Origin of the sequence: Vibrio sp. RE88 (assembly GCF_013113835.1) — a bacterium.
In the GTDB taxonomy this organism is placed as follows: domain Bacteria; phylum Pseudomonadota; class Gammaproteobacteria; order Enterobacterales; family Vibrionaceae; genus Vibrio.
Genome location: NZ_VTYQ01000008.1, coordinates 248,239 through 267,445, shown reverse-complemented (window position 1 = coordinate 267,445; position 19,207 = coordinate 248,239). Strand labels below are relative to the sequence as shown.

Sequence of the window (19,207 nt, the reverse complement as noted above, 5' to 3'; positions counted from 1 at the left end):
GTTAGATTTTCGCATCCCACTCAGGGAAGTGTTTAAGAATCAGAGCTTTTAGCTCAGTTTCAAAAGCACCCATGCGCTCCTGAGGAGAACGCTGACGCTCAGCCAGAGCATCACGCACCAAACCTGCACCTACGGTCACGTTAGTCAGGCGATCGATGATGATGAAACCACCGGTATCCTGCACGGCATCGTAGTTGTCGATGGCTACCGACTCATTCAATGTCCACTCACACAAACCAATACCATTCAGTGGTAGCTCTTCTGCCTTGTGCATAGACAGGTTGTTGATATCGTACTGGTGACGAATGGCTTCAACGCGACCTACAGTCTTCTTGCCCGCAATCTTCACATCGTAATCACGGCCAGCCTGCAATGGCTGTTCTGTCATCCACACCACATCAGCAAGCAATCGGTTACTTGACTCAACTTGAGCATGTTCAAGCACGATCAGATCACCACGGCTGATATCGATCTCATCTTCCAATGTCAGCGTCACCGCTAGGCCTGCTTGAGCTTGCTCTAGGTCGCCATCAAAAGTCACAATACGCGCCACTTTCGAACTCTTACCCGAAGGCAGAGCTTTAATGCGGTCACCCACTTTGACATTGCCTGAAGCAATCGTGCCCGCAAAGCCACGGAAGTCGAGGTTTGGACGATTGACATATTGAACAGGGAAACGGAAATCCCCCTCTTCTTTAACCTGATCAACATCGACGTTTTCCAGAAGATCGAGTAGAGACGGCCCTTCAAACCAGCTCAGGTTATCACTCGCTTCCACCACATTGTCGCCCTCTAGCGCAGACAGTGGAATGATCTGAATATCGGTTTCACCTTGGAGGTTTTCTGAAAACGACAGGTACTCGTCACGGATCTCCTCAAAGCGTTGTTGCGAATACTCAACCAGATCCATCTTGTTCACTGCTACTACAAAGTGCTTAAGGCCAAGCAAGTTTGAGATGAAAGAGTGACGACGAGTTTGATCCAATACCCCTTTACGCGCATCAATCAAAATGACCGCAAGATCACAGGTCGAAGCGCCTGTCGCCATGTTGCGCGTGTACTGCTCATGCCCCGGCGTATCGGCAATGATGAACTTACGCTTCTGGGTAGAGAAATAGCGGTACGCAACATCAATCGTAATCCCCTGCTCACGTTCAGCCTGCAAACCATCAACCAACAACGCTAGGTCTGGACGTTCACCGGTGGTGCCGACACGCTGACTATCCGAGTGAACGGCGGCCAACTGATCTTCATAAATTTGCTTTGAGTCGTGGAGTAGACGACCAATCAATGTACTTTTACCATCATCTACTGAACCACATGTGAGGAATCTAAGTAGCGATTTGTGTTGATGCTGAGTCAGGTAACCTTCGATACCAAGTTCAGCTAATTGAGCTTCAACTGCACTGTTCATAATCTTTCCTTAGATCCTTTAGAAATAACCTTGTCGTTTCTTCAATTCCATCGATCCTGACTGATCGTGGTCGATCGCACGGCCTTGTCGTTCACTCGATGTCGCAACCAGCATTTCTTCAATAATGCCCGTCAGTGTATTGGCGTCTGATTCAATCGCACCGGTCAGCGGGTAGCATCCTAAAGTACGGAAACGGACATTTTTCTCTTCAATCACTTCACCTGGTTGTAGCTTCATTCGCTCATCGTCCACCATGATCAGCATGCCATCACGCTCAACGACTGGGCGCTTATCAGCTAGGTAAAGCGGAACAATTTCGATGTTTTCTAGATAGATGTATTGCCAGATATCCAGCTCAGTCCAGTTGGATAGTGGGAACACTCGAATGCTTTCACCTTTGTTGATCTGGCCGTTGTAGGTGCGCCATAACTCAGGGCGCTGATTCTTCGGGTCCCATGTATGATTCTTGTCACGGAAAGAATAGACACGCTCTTTCGCACGAGATTTCTCTTCATCGCGGCGTGCACCACCAAAAGCCGCATCAAAACCATACTTATTCAACGCTTGTTTAAGACCTTGAGTTTTCATGATGTCAGTATGCTTAGACGAGCCATGTTCGAATGGGCTGCATCCCATCGCTAGGCCTTCTGGGTTCTTATGAACCAAAAGCTCAAAGCCGTATTTTTCTGCAGTTTTGTCGCGGAATTTGATCATCTCCTTAAACTTCCAATCGGTATCGACGTGAAGTAGAGGAAACGGGATCTTACCCGGGTAAAAAGCCTTACGAGCAAGATGCAGCATGACTGAGGAGTCTTTACCGATGGAGTACATCATCACCGGATTATCAAACTCTGCGGCAACTTCGCGGATAATATGAATACTTTCCGCTTCAAGCTGCTTTAGATGGGTTAAACGTTCTTGGTCCATGTTAGTGCTTCCTTTGCGGCTCACTGGGAGCGTCTGACAAATTCTAAATAAATGGGCATTACGCGAATTGGCGCTGTTGTAATGGTTCTTGCTGTGTTCCAAACCACGTTAATTTTTCTGACAAAGACACCACTTCCCCAATCACGATCAGTGACGGTGACTCGGCATCTTGAGCAAGGGTTGCCAGCTGTGACAGCTGACCTTTAAAAACTTTCTGACAGGATTGTGTTCCGCGCTCGATGATCGCAATCGGAGTGTCTGGTGAGCGGCCATGTTCAATCAACTGACCTTGAATGTACTCAGACTTCATTAGCCCCATATAAATCACCAAAGTCTGATTACCGCGAGCCAGTGTTGACCAGTCCATTTGATCACTTTCAGCTTTAAGATGACCAGTGATAAACATCGCTGTTTGCGCATAATCGCGGTGCGTCAATGGGATGCCTGCATAGGCGGTAGCACCAGCAGCAGCGGTAATTCCAGGCACAACGTGGAACGAAACGCCCGCATCAGCCAAGACTTCCAGTTCTTCACCACCACGGCCAAAGATAAATGGATCGCCACCTTTAATACGCACAACACGATGTCCTTGTTGAGCAAAGTCCACCAGTAGCTGATTGGTTTTTTCTTGAGGAACACTATGATGACCAGCACGCTTGCCAACACAGACTAAAATCGTATCGCTCGGTACCAGTGCCATGATTTCATCGGAGACTAAATAGTCGTAGAGAACAACATCCGCCTGCTGTAAAAAGCGCAATGCTTTAATGGTCAGCAATTCAAGGTCACCCGGACCAGCACCAATAAGAGCTACTTCACCTGAGTTCAATACACTCTTACCAATACTCACGGCGGTAGAAGACTGCGCTTGTGCCGCTCGCGGGTTGTGAAGTGGAAATTGAGAAATTGTATCCTTGCTCGCCATCATGTTGTTCCTTTCCTGTCGTTGAAAGCATTATGGCGCTCTATATATATTACCTGAAATTCTAAAATTTCATTTTTTATACCTTTTTCTGATAAGAGTAGAATGCAATGTGGTTAGTGGTTGAACACAGATGAGATCTACTGAGCAGAACGGCATAAAGTAATTGTTCTAGGTCACAGTTTGTTACTGAGCGAAATATCTGTTGCACGGCGTTTTGCTACATTATGCAACGTCTCAAAATAACGCTATCGGAGCTTACAAAATGAAAGTCGCAGTGAAACCCCTTTCGCTTGCTGTACTGGGTGGCATGCTAACTATGGCTGGCCCAGCAATGGCTGAAACGATCAAATTACGTATCGTAGAAACCACGGATATTCACACTAACGTCATGGACTACGACTACTACAAAGATAAACCGACTCAAAAAACCGGCCTGACACGCACAGCTACGCTGGTTAAGCAAGCTCAGGCCGAAGTAGAGAACAGCGTACTGGTTGACAATGGTGACCTTATCCAAGGTAGCCCTATGGGTGACTACATGGCCGACAAAGGCATCAAACCAGGTGAAGTACACCCCGTTTACAAAGCAATGAACCAGCTAAACTACGATGTCGGTAACATTGGTAACCACGAGTTTAACTACGGTCTGGAGTTCCTTGCAGAAACTATCAATGACGCTGACTTCCCATACATCAGCGCCAACGTGTTTGATAAGAAAACAGGCAAGCACTACTTCAAGCCATACATCATCAAAACTCACACTTTCAAAGATGTTGAAGGTGTAGAGCATGAAATTAAAGTGGGTTACATCGGCTTCGTTCCACCACAAATCATGGTATGGGATAAGAAAAACCTAGAAGGTAAGGTATTTGCCAAGGACATCAAAGAGACAGCAGAAGAGCTTGTCCCGCAAATGAAAAAGGAAGGCGCTGATGTCATCGTTGCCATTCCACACTCTGGTGTAGCATCTGACCCGTACAAAGCAGGTGCAGAAAACTCAACTTACTACTTATCAGAAGTCGAAGGCATTGATGCAATCGCCTTTGGTCACTCACACGCGGTCTTCCCGGGTAAAGGCTTTGACAACATCCAAGGTGTCGATAACCAAAAAGGTACCATTAACGGTGTCGCTTCGGTTATGCCTGGACGTTGGGGCAGCCACGTTGGTGTTATCGACCTAGAATTGAAAGAACAAGATGGCAAGTGGTCAGTTGTGAAAGGTCAGGCAGAAGCCCGTCCTATCTACGACAAAGTGGCTAAGAAATCTCTTGCTAAAGCCGATCCTGACATGGTGAAAGCGCTAGAAGCAGACCATAAAGGTACGCGCGATTTCGTTAACCAGCCAATCGGTAAAGCAAACGACGTGATGTACAGCTTCCTTGCTCTAGTACAGGATGATCCAACCGTACAAATCGTTAACCTTGCACAGAAAGATTACGTGGAACGCTTTATTCAAGGCGACCCTGATCTGTCAGATATTCCAGTCCTTTCTGCAGCCGCTCCTTTCAAAGCTGGTGGTCGTAAGAACGATCCAGCAAACTTTACTGAAGTCGAATCCGGTCAGCTGACGTTCCGTAATGCAGCAGACCTTTACCTTTACCCGAACACGCTTGTCGCAATGAAGGTCAAGGGTAAGGAAGTGAAAGAGTGGCTAGAGTGTACTGCCGGCCAATTCCAGCAGATTGATGTTAACAGCACGGCACCACAGCAGCTGATCGACTGGGATGGCTTCCGTACTTATAACTTCGACGTCATTGACGGTGTTGAATACCAGATTGATGTGACTCAGCCAGCGAAATACGATGGTGACTGTAAGCTGGTCAATGAAGGTGCTGAACGTATTGTTGGTTTGACTTACCAAGGCAAGCCAATCGATATGGAACAAGACTTCCTGATCGCGACCAACAACTACCGTGCATACAGCAACAAATTCCCAGGCACTGGTAGTGAGTTTGTGGCGTTTGATTCTCCAGATGAAAACCGCTCTGTTATTGCGTCTTACATCAGCCGAGTAAGTAAAGAGAAAGGCGAAGTAACACCAAGCGCAGACAACAACTGGACATTCGCTCCAATTAAGTCTGACAACAAACTGGACATCCGCTTTGAAACCTCACCAAGTGACAAAGCAGCGGACTTCATTGAGAAGAAAGGCCAGTACCCGATGAAACAAGTCGCAACAGACGATGTAGGCTTCGCGGTTTATCAGATCGACCTACAAAAGTAAGCATGTGATATAGCTTTCAAGCCGCGATGTTTATCGCGGCTTTTTTTCATCACAAGTTAGCGAATCACACTTGATCGGTTTAGAATTCTAAGCATGTTTTAGTTGATGATAAAAAGTTCATGCAGCCCACCGAACGCTTTATGGAACAGCTCCAAGCCACAGGCTTCAATCACGATGAAATAGCCCAATTGCTTGACTCTGCTCAGCTTATTGAGCTCCCGACCCGACATATATTGCTTCATCAAGGTCAGCTCGCCGACGAGATATTTTTCCTCATCGAAGGGATTTGCCACTCCGCCTACCTCACTGATAAGGGTAAAGAATTCAGCAAGGAATTTTACTGGGAACACGACTGGATCATCGGCTTTGAAAGTTTAATCAAGCAGCAACCGTCACCCTACCTACTCGAATCTCTGACCTCTTGTGTGCTCTTCTCACTTCCAGTAGAAACACTTCGTCAGTGGCGCAGCCAAAAACATAGCGTGTATCTCAAGCTGCTCGAAACTCAGCTGATGTACAAAGAGAACAAAGAACGCTTTATGTTGTTGTACACACCAGAAGAACGTTATGAGCTGTTCTGCCAGCATTACCCACACTTACCTGAAAGGCTAACCGACTATCAGATAGCCGCCTATCTAGGAATTACACCGATTAGCCTGAGCCGAATTAAAAAGCGAATGCAAAGTTAACATTTGTTAATGCTGTCAGGGTTCATCACTGTTAACTTAGGTCTTCATAAGAACGAAACCGAGCAACGCTATGATCACCTGGCAACTTCTTCCTTTTGACCAATTGTCTACCCATCACCTATACCAACTCCTCAAGCTGCGTGTTGATGTGTTTGTCGTCGAACAAACCTGCCCCTACCCTGAACTGGATGGCAAAGATAGCTTAGAGAACGTGCATCATTTAATGGGCTACAAAGACGACGAACTGGTTGCTTGCGCGCGACTTCTGCCGCAAAACGTCAGCTACCCTTCAGTCAGTATTGGTCGAGTGGCTACCGCACAAGCTCATCGCGGTGACGGGTTAGGCCATCAGTTGCTCGAACAAGCGCTATTAGAGTGCGACAAGCTGTGGCCGGGACAAGATATTGAGATTGGTGCTCAGGAGCATCTAGAAACGTATTACAGTCGCCATGGTTTTCAGCGCACCTCAGAGATGTACCTAGAGGACGATATTCCACACATCGACATGAAGTTTAGTCGTTAGTTATGACCGGGCTCTCTCCTCAAGCCATTGCTCTGTGGTTGCTCATTGCAGGTAATCTCACGGCATCACTGTCGGATGTGATGGTCAAATTGCTAGATGGCAGCGTGAGCCCGTTTCAGTACATTTTTATTCGCCAGTTAATCTCAGTTGCGGTGATCTACCCGCTATGGAGAAAAGAAACACAGGTCACACGCCAACTGCGCTCACCCGGCCTCAATGTCTTTCGCGCTCATCTGGTTTTGATCGGCAGTGGTTGCATGGTGGTTGCCATTACTCATATGACATTGGCCAGTGCGAATGCCGTGTTCTATGCCGCACCTTTGTTAATGCTGCCCATTTCAGTGTTGATGATGGGAGAAAAACCTTCTCGTTCCAAGGTGCTCGGCACACTATTAGGCTTTGTTGGTGTGCTGATTGTTCTCAGACCTTCACAATTTCATTGGGCTGCTTTTTTTGCACTCGGTACGGCAACCACGCTGGCGTTGTTTAATGTTTCAGCACGTAAACTGCCCGAGCAACAATCCATGATCAGTACCTTGTTTTGGACTTCACTGCTATCACTTCCCGTTGCGGGCATTCTGGCTGTTTGGTCATGGCAACCAATCAACGCCTCCCAATTAGGACTAATCGCTGCCGGAGCACTTTTGATTCTTGTTTATAATGGTCTGGCAGTTCTGGCTTACCGAAAGGCGCCAGCTTGGGAGATAGGCTTAGCAGAGTATTCTGGATTAGTGTTTGTCACTCTGTTTGGAATCTGGTGGTTTAACGAAATTCCGGATTGGATTACTGCCATGGGTATCATGCTGATCATCGCCCCTTTATTACCAATCAGAAGGCGATTTCAACAGCGTATTGTAAACAGTTAACTACTTACTGCGTCCAAATCCACCATCCGATAGACGGAAGAACATAACGGATTTGGCGCTTTTCTCGAGCTGGAGGATATCTAAGCTGCCGTCATCCGCGAGTTTGAAACGAACCAACTGGCCAGCCTTAATATAGCTAAGCGGCTTGTCACTACCTTCAACGCGCACTAACGCATTCAAATCAGCCATTGCCAGGTTATTGTTGCGGAAGACTTGCGCCAAGGTGTCACCTCTCTTCACTGTATATTCCTGCCAGACCTCCGACTTTAAACTTTCCTGTTGCTGAGAAGGCTGCTCACTCAATCCAGTAGTATTGATATTAACTTGAACGCGCTGTTTTGCTGTTTGAGGGGACGAAGGCTGTTCGACTGCCGGCTCTGGTGTTGGGATAACCAATAAAAGCAAAACGACTGGCACGAGTACCATCAATGCACGCTGATGCAACTTAGGCAGATGAGCCCAAGCCTGCTTTGCTTGATCGGCGATGCCCTTCCAATCTACCTGCGAAAACTTCTGCTGTACCAGTTCTGCATAATCTACCTGTTTTACTTTTTTCTTTCTGCGATTCATTACGCGAGGTCTCCCAGGGTCCACGACTACAAGTATAAAAACGAAGCGCACTGTAGTATAGGAGTTTTCAATGTGTTAAGTGATGTGCAGGTCAAATTTGTCAATCTCCGCTTAAAAGTAAGACGTAAATCTCACATTGCAACACTTGTTGTTGCTTCAAAGCGGGACCATTTCATCCCAGCACTAATACTGGTATCCTGTGCCACCTGAATACATCAAAAATAGAGAGACATCATGTCTGAAGTTAAATTTGAAACTGTAGAACAAAAAGCAAGCTACGGCATTGGTCTACAGATGGGTCAGCAACTGGCTGGTTCTGGTCTAGAAGGCCTGAGCGTTGACGCAATTGCAGCGGGCATCGCGACTGCTCTAGTAGGCGACATGCCAGCTATTGAAATCGACGAAATCAACTCTGCACTTCAAGACCTACACCAACGTGCAGAATCTGCTCGTCAAGAGTCAGCTAAAGCAGCTGCTGCTGACGGTGAAGAGTTCCTAAAAGACAACGCTCTTCGCCCAGAAGTAACGGTTCTTGAGTCAGGTCTACAGTACGAAGTTATCACAGAAGGTACTGGTGAAATCCCTACGTCAGACAAGCAAGTACGTGTTCACTACCACGGTGAACTGACTGACGGCACTGTATTCGACAGCTCAGTATCTCGCGGTCAACCAGCAGAGTTCCCTGTAACTGGCGTAATCAAAGGCTGGGTTGAAGCACTTCAACTAATGCCTGTTGGTTCTAAATGGAAACTATACATCCCTCAAGACCTAGCATACGGCGAGCGCGGCGCAGGTGCAGCGATTCCTCCGTTCGCAGCACTTGTATTCGAAGTAGAACTACTAGACATTCTGTAATTCGAAACGAACCCACAATTCTTAATAAAGCGACGCATTGCGTCGCTTTTTTTGTCTACACTGGTAGTGTTTCGCTTTGCCCTTAAGGAATCACTATGACTAAAGCCCTGACACTACTCCCCCTTCTCCTCTCAACAAGTTTCTCAAGTTACGCGTTTCTCAATCTAGGAAAAGAGAGCCCCGATTCGAGCGCGTTAACTAGCGTCATCAGCGAAAAGTTATCGAACACACAAAGCCAATCACCGCTGACTGATGCACTAACCAGCAACCTATCGATCAGCGGAGAACAAGCCGCAACGGGATCGGCAGCGCTGCTATCTTTGGCTCAAAATCAACTACCTACAAATCAAAGCGAAGAATTAACAGGTGCTATACCAGGTTTATCGAGTTTATCCTCACTGGGTGGGGTAGCGGGTCAAGTAGATTCAATGGGTGCAGTGAGTGATATTTTCACGAAGATAGGGCTAGATCCATCAATGATCAGCCAGTTTACTCCAATCATACTAGAGTACTTATCGGGACAAGGCGCCAGCTCGGGACTAACGACATCTCTTGAAGAGCTGTGGAAAGAATAATAAGAATTGAATAAACAGCAGATACAAAAAAGCCGAGCTAATGCTCGGCTTTTTCGTTCGTACGAACCTGATTACTCAGCAGCTTCTTCAGCCGCTGGGCGATCTACAAGCTCAATGTAAGCCATTGGAGCTTTATCGCCAGCACGGAAACCAGCTTTTAGGATACGAGTGTAACCGCCCTGACGAGCAGCAAAACGTGGACCTAGTTCGTTAAATAGTTTTGCAACTACTTCGTTGTCACGAGTACGTGCAAATGCTAGACGACGGTTAGCAACGCTGTCAGTCTTAGCTAGTGTAATCAAAGGCTCAACTACGCGACGTAGCTCTTTAGCTTTTGGCAAAGTAGTCTTGATAACTTCATGACGTACTAGAGAGCTAGCCATGTTGCTGAACATCGCTTTGCGATGTGAGCTATTGCGGTTGAGTTGACGACCACTCTTACGATGGCGCATGACCTAATCCTTCTAACTAGTATCGATTAATCTTCAGCGATAGACGCTGGTGGCCAGTTTTCTAGGCGCATGCCCAGAGACAGACCACGTGATGCAAGTACGTCTTTAATCTCAGTAAGAGATTTTTTACCAAGGTTAGGCGTTTTAAGTAGCTCAACCTCAGTACGCTGTACAAGATCACCGATGTAGTGAATCGCTTCTGCTTTCAGACAGTTAGCAGAGCGAACTGTTAGTTCAAGATCGTCTACAGGACGCAGTAGGATCGGATCGAATTCTGGCTTCTCTTCCTTCTCCTCAGGTACACGTACATCACGAAGATCTACGAACGCATCCAATTGCTCAGCTAGAATAGTAGCTGCGCGACGGATTGCTTCCTCAGGGTCTAGAGTACCGTTCGTTTCCATGTCGATAACAAGCTTGTCTAAGTCTGTACGCTGCTCTACACGAGCTGCTTCAACAGAATAAGCAATCTTGTCTACTGGGCTGTACGTAGCGTCAACCAGTAGGCGACCAATAGGGCGCTCATCTTCTTCAGTATGGATACGAGCTGAAGCTGGAACGTAACCACGACCACGTTCAACTTTGATACGCATTGCGATCTCAGCGTTGTCATCTGTTAGATGACAAATAACGTGTTCTGGGTTAGCGATCTCTACATCACCATCATGGGTGATGTCACCTGCAACCACAGGGCCCGAGCCTGATTTGTTAAGCGTAATAAACACTTCATCTTTGCCTTCGGCAACGCGCACAGCCAAACCTTTAAGGTTTAGAAGAATTTCAAGAATATCTTCTTGAACACCTTCTTTAGTGCTGTATTCGTGTAGAACGCCTTCAATTTCCACTTCTGTAACTGCGCAACCTGGCATAGAAGATAGAAGAATACGGCGAAGTGCATTACCTAGAGTGTGACCAAAGCCACGCTCTAATGGCTCAAGAGTTACTTTTGCGTGTGTCGTGCTAACTTGTTCGATGTCAACAAGACGTGGCTTAAGAAATTCTGTTACAGAACCCTGCATTGTGTCCTCTCTTTAGTTTAAACCTTACTTAGAGTAAAGCTCGACGATCAGTTGTTCGTTGATGTCAGCAGATAGATCTGAACGCTCAGGCAAACGCTTGAACGTACCTTCCATCTTACCACCATCTACTTCAATCCAAGTTGGTTTTTCGCGTTGTTCAGCAACTTCTAGAGCCGCTTTAATGCGAGATTGCTGTTTAGCTTTCTCACGGATAGAAACAACGTCGTTAGCCGCAACTTTGAAAGAAGGAACGTTTACAACTTTACCGTTAACTAGGATAGCTTTGTGGCTAACTAGCTGACGTGCTTCTGCGCGAGTTGCGCCAAAGCCCATGCGGTAAACTACGTTATCAAGACGACCTTCAAGAAGCTGAAGTAGGTTTTCACCAGTGTTGCCTTTTAGGCGAGCAGCTTCTTTGTAGTAGTTACGGAATTGTTTTTCTAGAACGCCGTACATACGACGAACTTTTTGCTTCTCACGAAGCTGAACGCCATACTCAGATAGACGACCGCGACGAGCGCCGTGTACACCTGGTGCGTTATCAATTTTACACTTGGTATCGATCGCGCGTACACCAGACTTAAGGAATAAGTCAGTACCTTCGCGACGGCTAAGCTTCAGCTTAGGACCCAAATATCTTGCCATGATCTTTCTCCAGTAATCTAAAAAACGTTATACGCGACGTTTCTTAGGTGGACGACAACCGTTATGAGGGATTGGTGTAGCATCAACAATGTTTGTGATGCGGAAACCAGCAGCGTTCAGTGCGCGAACAGTAGATTCACGACCTGGACCTGGACCCTTAACCATAACTTCCAAGTTCTTTAGACCGTACTCTTTAGCCATTTCAGCACAACGCTCAGCAGCAACCTGTGCAGCGAACGGAGTAGACTTACGAGAACCACGGAAACCTGAACCACCGGCAGTAGCCCATGCAAGAGCGTTACCTTGACGGTCAGTGATGGTTACGATTGTGTTATTGAAAGATGCATGGATGTGCGCAACGCCATCTGCAACTTGCTTGCGTACGCGCTTACGAGCGCGAGTTGGTTGTTTAGCCATTGTACTCTACCTTCCCGATTATTTCTTGATCGGCTTACGCGGACCCTTACGGGTGCGAGCATTGGTTTTAGTACGCTGTCCACGTAGTGGTAGACTGCGACGATGACGAAGACCACGGTAACAGCCAAGGTCCATAAGACGCTTGATGTTCATAGATACTTCACGACGTAGATCACCTTCTACAGTGTACTTAGCTACACCATCACGCAGTTGATCGATCTGCTCTTCAGTTAGTTCACTGATCTTAACATCTTCAGCAATACCCACTTCAGCTAGGATAGCTTGAGAGCGAGTTTTACCGATACCGTAGATCGCAGTTAGTGCGATTACAGCATGTTTTTGATCAGGAATGTTAATGCCTGCAATACGGGCCATTATTCACTCCTAGTGTTTCATAAAAGAATTAGCCGCAGCAAAGCCCGTTATGGATACGCTGCGGAATACTACTTCTTTTGCACGCAAAAGGTAGGCCGAGGAATATACTCGACGCTACCTTATATTTCAAGTAAAAATTTCTGCTAATTAGCCTTGGCGCTGCTTGTGCTTTGGCTCACTGCAAATCACGCGAACAACACCGTTACGCTTGATAACTTTACAGTTACGGCAGATTTTTTTAACGGAAGCACGAACTTTCATTGCTAAACTCCGTAAATGAAACCTGAATTAACGGCCGTAGCCTTTCAGGTTTGCCTTTTTCAACACAGAATCATACTGTTGAGACATCAGATGAGTCTGTACCTGTGCCATAAAGTCCATAATTACAACAACTACGATAAGTAGTGATGTACCGCCGAAGTAGAAACGTACGTTCCACGCGACCATCATGAACTCCGGAATCAGACAGATAAAGGTAATGTAAAGCGCACCGGCTAGGGTTAAACGCGTCATTACTTTATCAATATATTTCGCTGTCTGCTCACCTGGGCGGATGCCGGGTACGAATGCACCAGACTTCTTCAGGTTATCTGCTGTTTCACGCGGGTTGAAAACCAACGCCGTGTAAAAGAAACAGAAGAAAATAATCGCTGCAGCATAAAGCATTACATACAAAGGTTGACCTGGGCTAAGAGCCAATGACACGTCAGTTAACCAACCGAACGTGCTGCTCTCACCATTCTGACCAAACCATTGCGCCAGTGTTCCTGGGAACAGAATAATGCTTGATGCAAAGATTGCTGGAATAACACCTGCCATATTAATTTTAAGTGGCAAGTGAGTACTTTGTGCAGCAAATACCTTACGACCTTGTTGACGCTTCGCGTAGTTGACAACGATTCGACGCTGACCACGCTCCATGAAAACAACGAAGTAGATAACTGCAAAAGCAAGTACAACAATCAACAGCAGAAGAAGTACATGCAATTCACCTTGACGCGCTTGCTCGATTGTTTGACCGATTGCAGAAGGCAATCCAGCAACAATACCTGCAAAGATTAGTAACGAAATACCGTTACCAATTCCACGCTCTGTAATTTGTTCACCTAACCACATCAGGAACATGGTGCCGGTTACTAAACTTACGGTAGCAATAAGCGTAAACATGGTTTGGTTGATAACAACCAGATTGTCGACCATGTTTGGTAAGCCCGTTGCAATACCAATAGCTTGGAATGTTGCAAGTACAAGCGTGCCGTAGCGTGTATATTGGCTGATCTTACGACGGCCTGCTTCACCCTCTTTTTTGAGTTCAGCTAACGCTGGATGAACTACAGTTAGCAGTTGGACAACAATAGATGCCGAAATATACGGCATGATGCCCAACGCTAATATAGATGCACGCTCAAGAGCACCACCGGAGAACATGTTAAACATTTCTACGATGGTACCTTTTTGCTGTTCGAACAAATCGGCAAGTACAGCAGCGTCAATACCAGGAATCGGCACAAAAGAGCCTGCTCGGAATACTAAAAGTGCACCAATTACGAATAACAAGCGCGACTTTAGTTCACTTAAGCCGCTCTGAGCACTACGAAAATCTTGTCCTGGTTTCTTAGCCATCTGTACCTCGTTCCTCGAGATTATTCCTCGATTTTACCGCCTGCAGCTTCGATTGCAGCTTTAGCGCCTTTAGTCACACGTAGACCTTTAACAGTCACTGCTTTGTTAATTTCACCAGATAGAACAACTTTAACAAATTCGATGTTCTTAGTGATAACGTTAGCAGCTTTAAGGCTGTTTAGATCAACCACGTCACCAGTAACTTTCGCTAGCTCAGCTAGACGAACTTCAGCAGACACTAGGCTCTTACGAGAAGTGAAACCGAATTTTGGTAGACGTTGTTTCAGAGGCATTTGACCGCCTTCAAAACCTGGACGAACTGAACCGCCAGAACGTGACTTTTGACCTTTGTGGCCACGGCCACCGGTTTTACCAAGGCCAGAACCGATACCACGACCTACGCGCTTCGCAGAAGGCTTAGAACCCGCAGCCGGTGATAGAGTATTCAAACGCATTCTGATTACTCCTCAACTTTAACCATGTAGAAAACCTTGTTGATCATGCCGCGTACACACGGAGTATCTTCAAGTTCTACAGTATGGTTGATTTTACGAAGGCCCAAACCCTTTAGACACGCTTTGTGCTTAGGTAGGCGACCGATTGAGCTTTTAGTTTGAGTAACTTTAATAGTTGCCATGGTGTTCTTACTCCGAAATAGATTCAACAGTTAGACCACGTTTAGCAGCAACCATTTCTGGCGACTTCATGCTACCTAGTGCATCGATCGTAGCACGAACGATGTTGATAGGGTTCGTAGAACCGTATGCTTTAGATAGTACGTTGTGTACACCTGCTACTTCTAGTACTGCACGCATCGCACCACCTGCGATAACACCCGTACCTTCTGCAGCTGGCTGCATGTAAACTTTAGAGCCCGAGTGGCGACCTTTAACCGGGTGGAAAAGAGTGCCTTCGTTAAGCGCGATAGTAGTCATGTTACGACGCGCTTTTTCCATTGCTTTTTGAATCGCTGCAGGTACTTCACGAGCTTTGCCGTAACCGAAACCTACGCGACCGTTACCGTCACCAACTACTGTTAGTGCAGTAAAGCTCATGATTCGACCACCTTTAACCGTTTTAGAAACACGGTTAACTGCGATTAGCTTTTCTTGCAAATCATTCGCTTGAACTTGTTGTTCTTTAGCCATCTTCCAACCCTACCTTAGAATTTCAGACCAGCTTCGCGAGCAGATTCTGCTAGCGCCGCCACTCGACCGTGGTATTGGAAACCAGAACGATCAAATGCAACTGAATCTACGCCTTTTTCAATAGCGCGTTCTGCAACAGCTTTACCTACTGCTTTAGCTGCATCGATGTTACCAGTGTTCTTAACTTGCTCACGGATCGCTTTTTCTACAGTAGAAGCTGCTGCGATAACCTCAGAGCCGTTTGATGCGATAACCTGAGCGTACACGTGACGAGGAGTACGGTGTACTACTAGGCGAGTTGCACCCAGTTCTGCAATCTTACGACGTGCGCGTGTAGCACGACGGATGCGAGATGCTTTCTTATCCATAGTGTTACCTTACTTCTTCTTAGCTTCTTTAGTACGCACATTTTCATCTGCGTAACGAACACCTTTACCTTTATAAGGCTCAGGCTCACGGTAAGAACGAATGTCAGCCGCAACCTGACCAACTAATTGCTTGTCACAACCAGTGATCACGATTTCAGTTTGGCTTGGACACTCAGCTTTAATACCCGCTGGCAATTCATGCTCAACTGGGTGAGAGAAGCCAAGAGTTAGGCCTACAGCGTTGCCTTTGATAGCAGCACGGTAACCAACACCCTTAAGAGTTAGCTTCTTAGTAAAGCCTTCAGTAACGCCAACAACCATGTTGTTAACTAGAGCGCGAGCAGTACCTGCTTGTGCCCATGCGTTAGCAACACCTTCGCGAGGACCGAAAGTAAGATTGTTTTCTTCCTGAGCAACAACTACCGCAGCGTTAAGAACGCGAGATAGTTCGCCTTTAGCACCTTTTACAGTGATTTCTTGGCCGTTTAGTTTCACCTCTACGCCAGCTGGAATAGCGACAGGTGCTTTAGCAACACGAGACATAGTCTACTCCTATTAAGCTACGTAACAGATGATTTCACCACCAAGACCTGCTTTACGTGCAGCGCGGTCTGACATAAGACCCTTGGAAGTTGAAACGATTGCAACACCAAGACCACCCATTACAGAAGGAAGTTGATCTTTCTTCTTGTAAACACGTAGACCTGGACGAGAAACACGTTTAAGTTGCTCGATTACTGGTTTAGCTTGGAAGTACTTAAGAGTAACTTCTAGCTCAGGTTTTGCTTCGCCTTCAACAGCGAAGTCAGTGATGTAACCTTCAGCTTTTAGTAGTGCAGCAATTGCAACTTTAAGCTTTGAAGAAGGCATTTTAACAGCAACTTTGTTTGCTGCCTGACCGTTACGAACGCGGGTCAGCATATCCGAAATCGGATCTTGCATGCTCATATGATTTACTCCAAATGATTAAGTGGCAATTACCAGCTAGCCTTACGAAGTCCTGGAATCTCGCCTTTCATGCAAGCTTCACGAACTTTGATACGGCTTAGACCGAACTTACGTAGGTAACCGTGTGGACGACCAGTTTGGTTACAACGGTTGCGCTGACGTGATGCACTTGAATCACGTGGAAGAGATTGCAATTTAAGAACTGCGTTCCAACGATCTTCTTCAGATGCGTTTACATCGCTGATGATAGCTTTAAGCGCAGCACGCTTTTCAGCGAACTTAGCTACTAGCTTCGCACGTTTTGCTTCACGTGCTTTCATTGAATTTTTAGCCATAACAGTAACCCTTCACCTTACTTACGGAATGGGAAGTTAAAGGCAGCCAGCAGAGCACGGCCTTCCTCATCAGTACCAGCAGACGTCGTAATAGTGATGTCTAGACCGCGTACTCGATCAACTTTATCAAAGTCGATTTCCGGGAAGATGATTTGCTCGCGAACGCCCATGCTGTAGTTACCGCGTCCGTCAAAAGACTTAGCGCTAACGCCACGGAAGTCACGTACACGTGGAAGAGCGATGTTAATTAAACGCTCAAGAAAATCCCACATACGTTCGCCACGCAAGGTTACTTTACAACCGATAGGGTAGCCTTCGCGGATTTTGAAACCTGCAACAGATTTACGCGCTTTAGTGATAAGTGGCTTTTGACCAGAGATCGTTGCCATATCAGCAGCTGCGTTTTCTAGCAGTTTCTTATCGTTGATTGCTTCACCAACACCCATGTTTAGGGTGATTTTCTCGATTCTAGGGACTTGCATGACGCTTGTGTAGCTAAACTGTTTGGTCAGTTCAGCGACTACAGACGACTTGTAGTAATCATGCAGTTTCGCCATAGTAGAACTCCAAATTACTTCTATTAGTTAGAAACGATTTCGTTGTTAGATTTAAAGAAACGAACTTTCTTACCATCTTCAAAACGGAAACCGATACGGTCAGCTTTACCAGTAGCTGCGTTAAAGATTGCAACGTTAGAAGCATCAATAGCTGCTTCTTGCTCAACGATGCCACCTTGTTGACCTAGAGCCGGAACCGGCTTTTGGTGCTTCTTAACAAGGTTGATACCTTCAACGATAACTTTACCAGTTGCTAGAACCTTAGTTACTTTACCTTTCTTGCCTTTATCTTTACCAGCAAGAACGATTACTTCGTCGTTACGACGGATTTTAGCTGCCATTTCTACGTGCTCCTTACAGAACTTCTGGAGCCAGTGAAACGATCTTCATGAACTTATCGCCACGAAGTTCACGTGTCACAGGGCCAAAGATACGTGTACCGATTGGTTGCTCAGTGTTGTCGTTCAACAATACGCAAGCATTACGGTCGAAGCGAATGACAGAACCGTCTGGACGACGAACGCCTTTGCGAGTGCGCACGACAACCGCCTTCAGAACATCACCTTTCTTAACTTTACCGCGAGGAATTGCTTCCTTAACAGTAACTTTGATGACGTCACCGATATGTGCATAACGGCGGTGTGAGCCACCCAGGACCTTAATACACATTACCTTGCGCGCGCCAGAGTTATCAGCTGCGTCAAGTGTACTTTGCATTTGGATCATTGTTAGTGCTCCGCTAAATATTAATAACTAGACCCATCACGGGTCGGGCTGCCTCTTTAAAAGGGACGCGAATTGTACCACCCTTTTTTGTGATTGGGTAGTCAAAAAATAAACGGCCCCAAAATAATTTTGGAGCCGTTTAACATCATAGAATTAGCTAAGGATTAGCCTTTCGCTTTTTCTACAACTTTTACCAGTGTCCAAGACTTAGTCTTAGACAGTGGACGACATTCACGAATCTCAACAGTATCGCCTAGGCCACACTCGTTGTTCTCGTCATGTGCGTGAACTTTAGTCGTGCGCTTTACGAACTTGCCGTAAATTGGGTGTTTAACCATGCGCTCGATAGCAACAGTGATAGACTTGTCAGCCTTGTTGCTAACTACACGACCAAATGAAGTACGAATTTTGTCGCTCATTATGCGCCTGCCTTCTCAGTCAATACGGTTTTCACACGTGCGATATCACGACGTACAGCTTTCAGAGTATGAGTTTGCTGTAGCTGACCAGTTGCAGCTTGCATGCGCAAGTTGAACTGTTCGCGTAGCAAATTCAATAGCTCAGCGTTAAGCTCTTCAACGCTTTTTTCGCGTAGATCTTGTGCTTTCATCACATCACCTGCTTAGTTACAAACGTAGTTTTGAATGGCAGTTTACGCGCCGCTAGACGGAACGCTTCACGAGCCAATTCTTCAGGTACACCACCCATTTCGTACATAACCTTACCAGGTTGGATTTGGGCTACCCAGTACTCAACGTTACCTTTACCCTTACCTTGACGAACTTCAAGTGGTTTTTCTGTGATAGGTTTGTCTGGGAACACACGGATCCAGATTTTACCTTGACGCTTAACGTGACGTGTCATTGCACGACGTGCCGCTTCGATTTGACGAGCAGTTAGACGGCCACGGCCAGTTGCTTTAAGACCGAATTCGCCGAAGCTTACATCAGTACCTTTAGCTAGACCACGGTTACGACCAGTCTGAACCTTACGGAACTTAGTACGTTTAGGTTGTAGCATCTGTCG

30 protein-coding genes are annotated in these 19,207 nt (G+C 46.3%); 6 read left to right on the top strand and 24 right to left on the bottom strand.

Annotation, left to right across the window (positions count from 1 at the left end; all coding sequences use genetic code 11):
* Nucleotide 1 precedes the first annotated feature (1 nt).
* Genes cysN through cobA form a run of 3 tightly spaced genes read right to left on the bottom strand, consistent with a single transcriptional unit; the run spans nucleotide 2 to nucleotide 3,266 of the window.
* On the bottom strand, nucleotides 2-1,414 hold the full coding sequence (gene cysN, locus F0265_RS19510; RefSeq protein ID WP_006963193.1) for a sulfate adenylyltransferase subunit CysN: 1,413 nt from the start codon (nucleotides 1,412-1,414) through the stop codon (nucleotides 2-4).
* An 18-nt stretch (nucleotides 1,415-1,432) separates the two neighbouring features.
* Nucleotides 1,433-2,365 (bottom strand): sulfate adenylyltransferase subunit CysD, encoded by a 933-nt coding sequence (gene cysD / locus F0265_RS19505; RefSeq protein ID WP_227495665.1) that lies wholly within the window; start codon nucleotides 2,363-2,365, stop codon nucleotides 1,433-1,435.
* 34 nt (nucleotides 2,366-2,399) lie between these two features.
* A complete protein-coding gene (gene cobA, locus F0265_RS19500; RefSeq protein WP_019276769.1) occupies nucleotides 2,400-3,266 on the bottom strand; it encodes a uroporphyrinogen-III C-methyltransferase in 867 nt (288 codons plus the stop codon).
* Between the two features lie 262 nt (nucleotides 3,267-3,528).
* Here cobA and cpdB point away from each other — a divergent pair, with 262 nt between their 5' ends.
* The 4 genes from cpdB (at nucleotide 3,529) to F0265_RS19480 (ending at nucleotide 7,568) form a co-directional block, all read left to right on the top strand.
* Nucleotides 3,529-5,490 carry a 2',3'-cyclic-nucleotide 2'-phosphodiesterase gene (gene cpdB, locus F0265_RS19495; RefSeq protein ID WP_171750074.1) on the top strand — a complete coding sequence of 654 codons (1,962 nt, stop codon included), beginning with the start codon at nucleotides 3,529-3,531 and terminating at the stop codon, nucleotides 5,488-5,490.
* A gap of 140 nt (nucleotides 5,491-5,630) precedes the next feature.
* Nucleotides 5,631-6,179 (top strand): Crp/Fnr family transcriptional regulator, encoded by a 549-nt coding sequence (locus F0265_RS19490; protein WP_086026975.1) that lies wholly within the window; start codon nucleotides 5,631-5,633, stop codon nucleotides 6,177-6,179.
* A gap of 70 nt (nucleotides 6,180-6,249) precedes the next feature.
* Nucleotides 6,250-6,702, top strand: coding sequence for a GNAT family N-acetyltransferase (locus F0265_RS19485; RefSeq protein ID WP_171750073.1), 453 nt, complete (start codon nucleotides 6,250-6,252; stop codon nucleotides 6,700-6,702).
* Nucleotides 6,703-6,704: 2 nt separating this feature from the next.
* Complete coding sequence (locus F0265_RS19480; RefSeq protein WP_171750072.1) at nucleotides 6,705-7,568, top strand: DMT family transporter; 864 nt, start codon at nucleotides 6,705-6,707, stop codon at nucleotides 7,566-7,568.
* Here F0265_RS19480 and F0265_RS19475 read toward each other — a convergent pair whose 3' ends face one another.
* Nucleotides 7,569-8,138 (bottom strand): LysM-like peptidoglycan-binding domain-containing protein, encoded by a 570-nt coding sequence (locus F0265_RS19475; protein WP_171750071.1) that lies wholly within the window; start codon nucleotides 8,136-8,138, stop codon nucleotides 7,569-7,571. It abuts the gene before it with no gap.
* A gap of 234 nt (nucleotides 8,139-8,372) precedes the next feature.
* Here F0265_RS19475 and F0265_RS19470 point away from each other — a divergent pair, with 234 nt between their 5' ends.
* Nucleotides 8,373-8,993: an FKBP-type peptidyl-prolyl cis-trans isomerase gene (locus tag F0265_RS19470; protein WP_171750070.1), complete on the top strand. Its 621-nt coding sequence runs from the start codon at nucleotides 8,373-8,375 to the stop codon at nucleotides 8,991-8,993.
* A gap of 95 nt (nucleotides 8,994-9,088) precedes the next feature.
* Complete coding sequence (locus tag F0265_RS19465; RefSeq protein ID WP_171750069.1) at nucleotides 9,089-9,568, top strand: DUF2780 domain-containing protein; 480 nt, start codon at nucleotides 9,089-9,091, stop codon at nucleotides 9,566-9,568.
* Between the two features lie 71 nt (nucleotides 9,569-9,639).
* Here F0265_RS19465 and rplQ read toward each other — a convergent pair whose 3' ends face one another.
* From rplQ to rplP, 20 genes are all read right to left on the bottom strand, one after another.
* Nucleotides 9,640-10,020 (bottom strand): 50S ribosomal protein L17, encoded by a 381-nt coding sequence (gene rplQ, locus F0265_RS19460; RefSeq protein WP_005383141.1) that lies wholly within the window; start codon nucleotides 10,018-10,020, stop codon nucleotides 9,640-9,642.
* 26 nt (nucleotides 10,021-10,046) lie between these two features.
* The gene (rpoA, locus tag F0265_RS19455; RefSeq protein ID WP_004410407.1) at nucleotides 10,047-11,039 is read right to left on the bottom strand and encodes a DNA-directed RNA polymerase subunit alpha; all 993 of its coding nucleotides are present in this window, start codon (nucleotides 11,037-11,039) and stop codon (nucleotides 10,047-10,049) included.
* 24 nt (nucleotides 11,040-11,063) lie between these two features.
* On the bottom strand, nucleotides 11,064-11,684 hold the full coding sequence (gene rpsD, locus F0265_RS19450; protein WP_006963204.1) for a 30S ribosomal protein S4: 621 nt from the start codon (nucleotides 11,682-11,684) through the stop codon (nucleotides 11,064-11,066).
* A 27-nt stretch (nucleotides 11,685-11,711) separates the two neighbouring features.
* On the bottom strand, nucleotides 11,712-12,101 hold the full coding sequence (gene rpsK, locus F0265_RS19445; protein ID WP_001118870.1) for a 30S ribosomal protein S11: 390 nt from the start codon (nucleotides 12,099-12,101) through the stop codon (nucleotides 11,712-11,714).
* An 18-nt stretch (nucleotides 12,102-12,119) separates the two neighbouring features.
* Nucleotides 12,120-12,476: a 30S ribosomal protein S13 gene (gene rpsM, locus F0265_RS19440; protein WP_005450559.1), complete on the bottom strand. Its 357-nt coding sequence runs from the start codon at nucleotides 12,474-12,476 to the stop codon at nucleotides 12,120-12,122.
* Nucleotides 12,477-12,623: 147 nt separating this feature from the next.
* Nucleotides 12,624-12,737 carry a 50S ribosomal protein L36 gene (gene rpmJ, locus F0265_RS19435; protein ID WP_000868186.1) on the bottom strand — a complete coding sequence of 38 codons (114 nt, stop codon included), beginning with the start codon at nucleotides 12,735-12,737 and terminating at the stop codon, nucleotides 12,624-12,626.
* Nucleotides 12,738-12,764: 27 nt separating this feature from the next.
* Nucleotides 12,765-14,099 carry a preprotein translocase subunit SecY gene (gene secY / locus F0265_RS19430; RefSeq protein ID WP_006963205.1) on the bottom strand — a complete coding sequence of 445 codons (1,335 nt, stop codon included), beginning with the start codon at nucleotides 14,097-14,099 and terminating at the stop codon, nucleotides 12,765-12,767.
* A gap of 20 nt (nucleotides 14,100-14,119) precedes the next feature.
* A complete protein-coding gene (gene rplO, locus F0265_RS19425; protein WP_006963206.1) occupies nucleotides 14,120-14,554 on the bottom strand; it encodes a 50S ribosomal protein L15 in 435 nt (144 codons plus the stop codon).
* Between the two features lie 5 nt (nucleotides 14,555-14,559).
* Complete coding sequence (rpmD, locus tag F0265_RS19420) at nucleotides 14,560-14,736, bottom strand: 50S ribosomal protein L30 (protein ID WP_006963207.1); 177 nt, start codon at nucleotides 14,734-14,736, stop codon at nucleotides 14,560-14,562.
* 7 nt (nucleotides 14,737-14,743) lie between these two features.
* Entirely contained in the window at nucleotides 14,744-15,247 is a 504-nt protein-coding gene (rpsE, locus tag F0265_RS19415) for a 30S ribosomal protein S5 (RefSeq protein WP_006963208.1), read from the bottom strand.
* A gap of 14 nt (nucleotides 15,248-15,261) precedes the next feature.
* Nucleotides 15,262-15,615 carry a 50S ribosomal protein L18 gene (rplR, locus tag F0265_RS19410; protein ID WP_006963209.1) on the bottom strand — a complete coding sequence of 118 codons (354 nt, stop codon included), beginning with the start codon at nucleotides 15,613-15,615 and terminating at the stop codon, nucleotides 15,262-15,264.
* A 9-nt stretch (nucleotides 15,616-15,624) separates the two neighbouring features.
* The gene (gene rplF, locus F0265_RS19405) at nucleotides 15,625-16,158 is read right to left on the bottom strand and encodes a 50S ribosomal protein L6 (protein WP_004745892.1); all 534 of its coding nucleotides are present in this window, start codon (nucleotides 16,156-16,158) and stop codon (nucleotides 15,625-15,627) included.
* A 12-nt stretch (nucleotides 16,159-16,170) separates the two neighbouring features.
* Nucleotides 16,171-16,563: a 30S ribosomal protein S8 gene (gene rpsH / locus F0265_RS19400; protein WP_004745890.1), complete on the bottom strand. Its 393-nt coding sequence runs from the start codon at nucleotides 16,561-16,563 to the stop codon at nucleotides 16,171-16,173.
* A gap of 29 nt (nucleotides 16,564-16,592) precedes the next feature.
* Complete coding sequence (gene rpsN / locus F0265_RS19395; RefSeq protein WP_006963211.1) at nucleotides 16,593-16,898, bottom strand: 30S ribosomal protein S14; 306 nt, start codon at nucleotides 16,896-16,898, stop codon at nucleotides 16,593-16,595.
* A gap of 17 nt (nucleotides 16,899-16,915) precedes the next feature.
* Entirely contained in the window at nucleotides 16,916-17,455 is a 540-nt protein-coding gene (gene rplE, locus F0265_RS19390; RefSeq protein WP_004745887.1) for a 50S ribosomal protein L5, read from the bottom strand.
* Nucleotides 17,456-17,478: 23 nt separating this feature from the next.
* Nucleotides 17,479-17,796, bottom strand: coding sequence for a 50S ribosomal protein L24 (gene rplX / locus F0265_RS19385; RefSeq protein ID WP_004745885.1), 318 nt, complete (start codon nucleotides 17,794-17,796; stop codon nucleotides 17,479-17,481).
* A gap of 13 nt (nucleotides 17,797-17,809) precedes the next feature.
* Complete coding sequence (gene rplN, locus F0265_RS19380; RefSeq protein ID WP_004745883.1) at nucleotides 17,810-18,181, bottom strand: 50S ribosomal protein L14; 372 nt, start codon at nucleotides 18,179-18,181, stop codon at nucleotides 17,810-17,812.
* Nucleotides 18,182-18,345: 164 nt separating this feature from the next.
* A complete protein-coding gene (rpsQ, locus tag F0265_RS19375; protein ID WP_006963213.1) occupies nucleotides 18,346-18,600 on the bottom strand; it encodes a 30S ribosomal protein S17 in 255 nt (84 codons plus the stop codon).
* Complete coding sequence (rpmC, locus tag F0265_RS19370) at nucleotides 18,600-18,791, bottom strand: 50S ribosomal protein L29 (RefSeq protein ID WP_004410456.1); 192 nt, start codon at nucleotides 18,789-18,791, stop codon at nucleotides 18,600-18,602. The genes rpsQ and rpmC overlap by 1 nt, the downstream gene beginning before the upstream one ends.
* Entirely contained in the window at nucleotides 18,791-19,201 is a 411-nt protein-coding gene (rplP, locus tag F0265_RS19365) for a 50S ribosomal protein L16 (RefSeq protein ID WP_004410459.1), read from the bottom strand. Before rplP ends, rpmC begins: the two co-directional genes overlap by 1 nt.
* Nucleotides 19,202-19,207 lie beyond the last annotated feature (6 nt).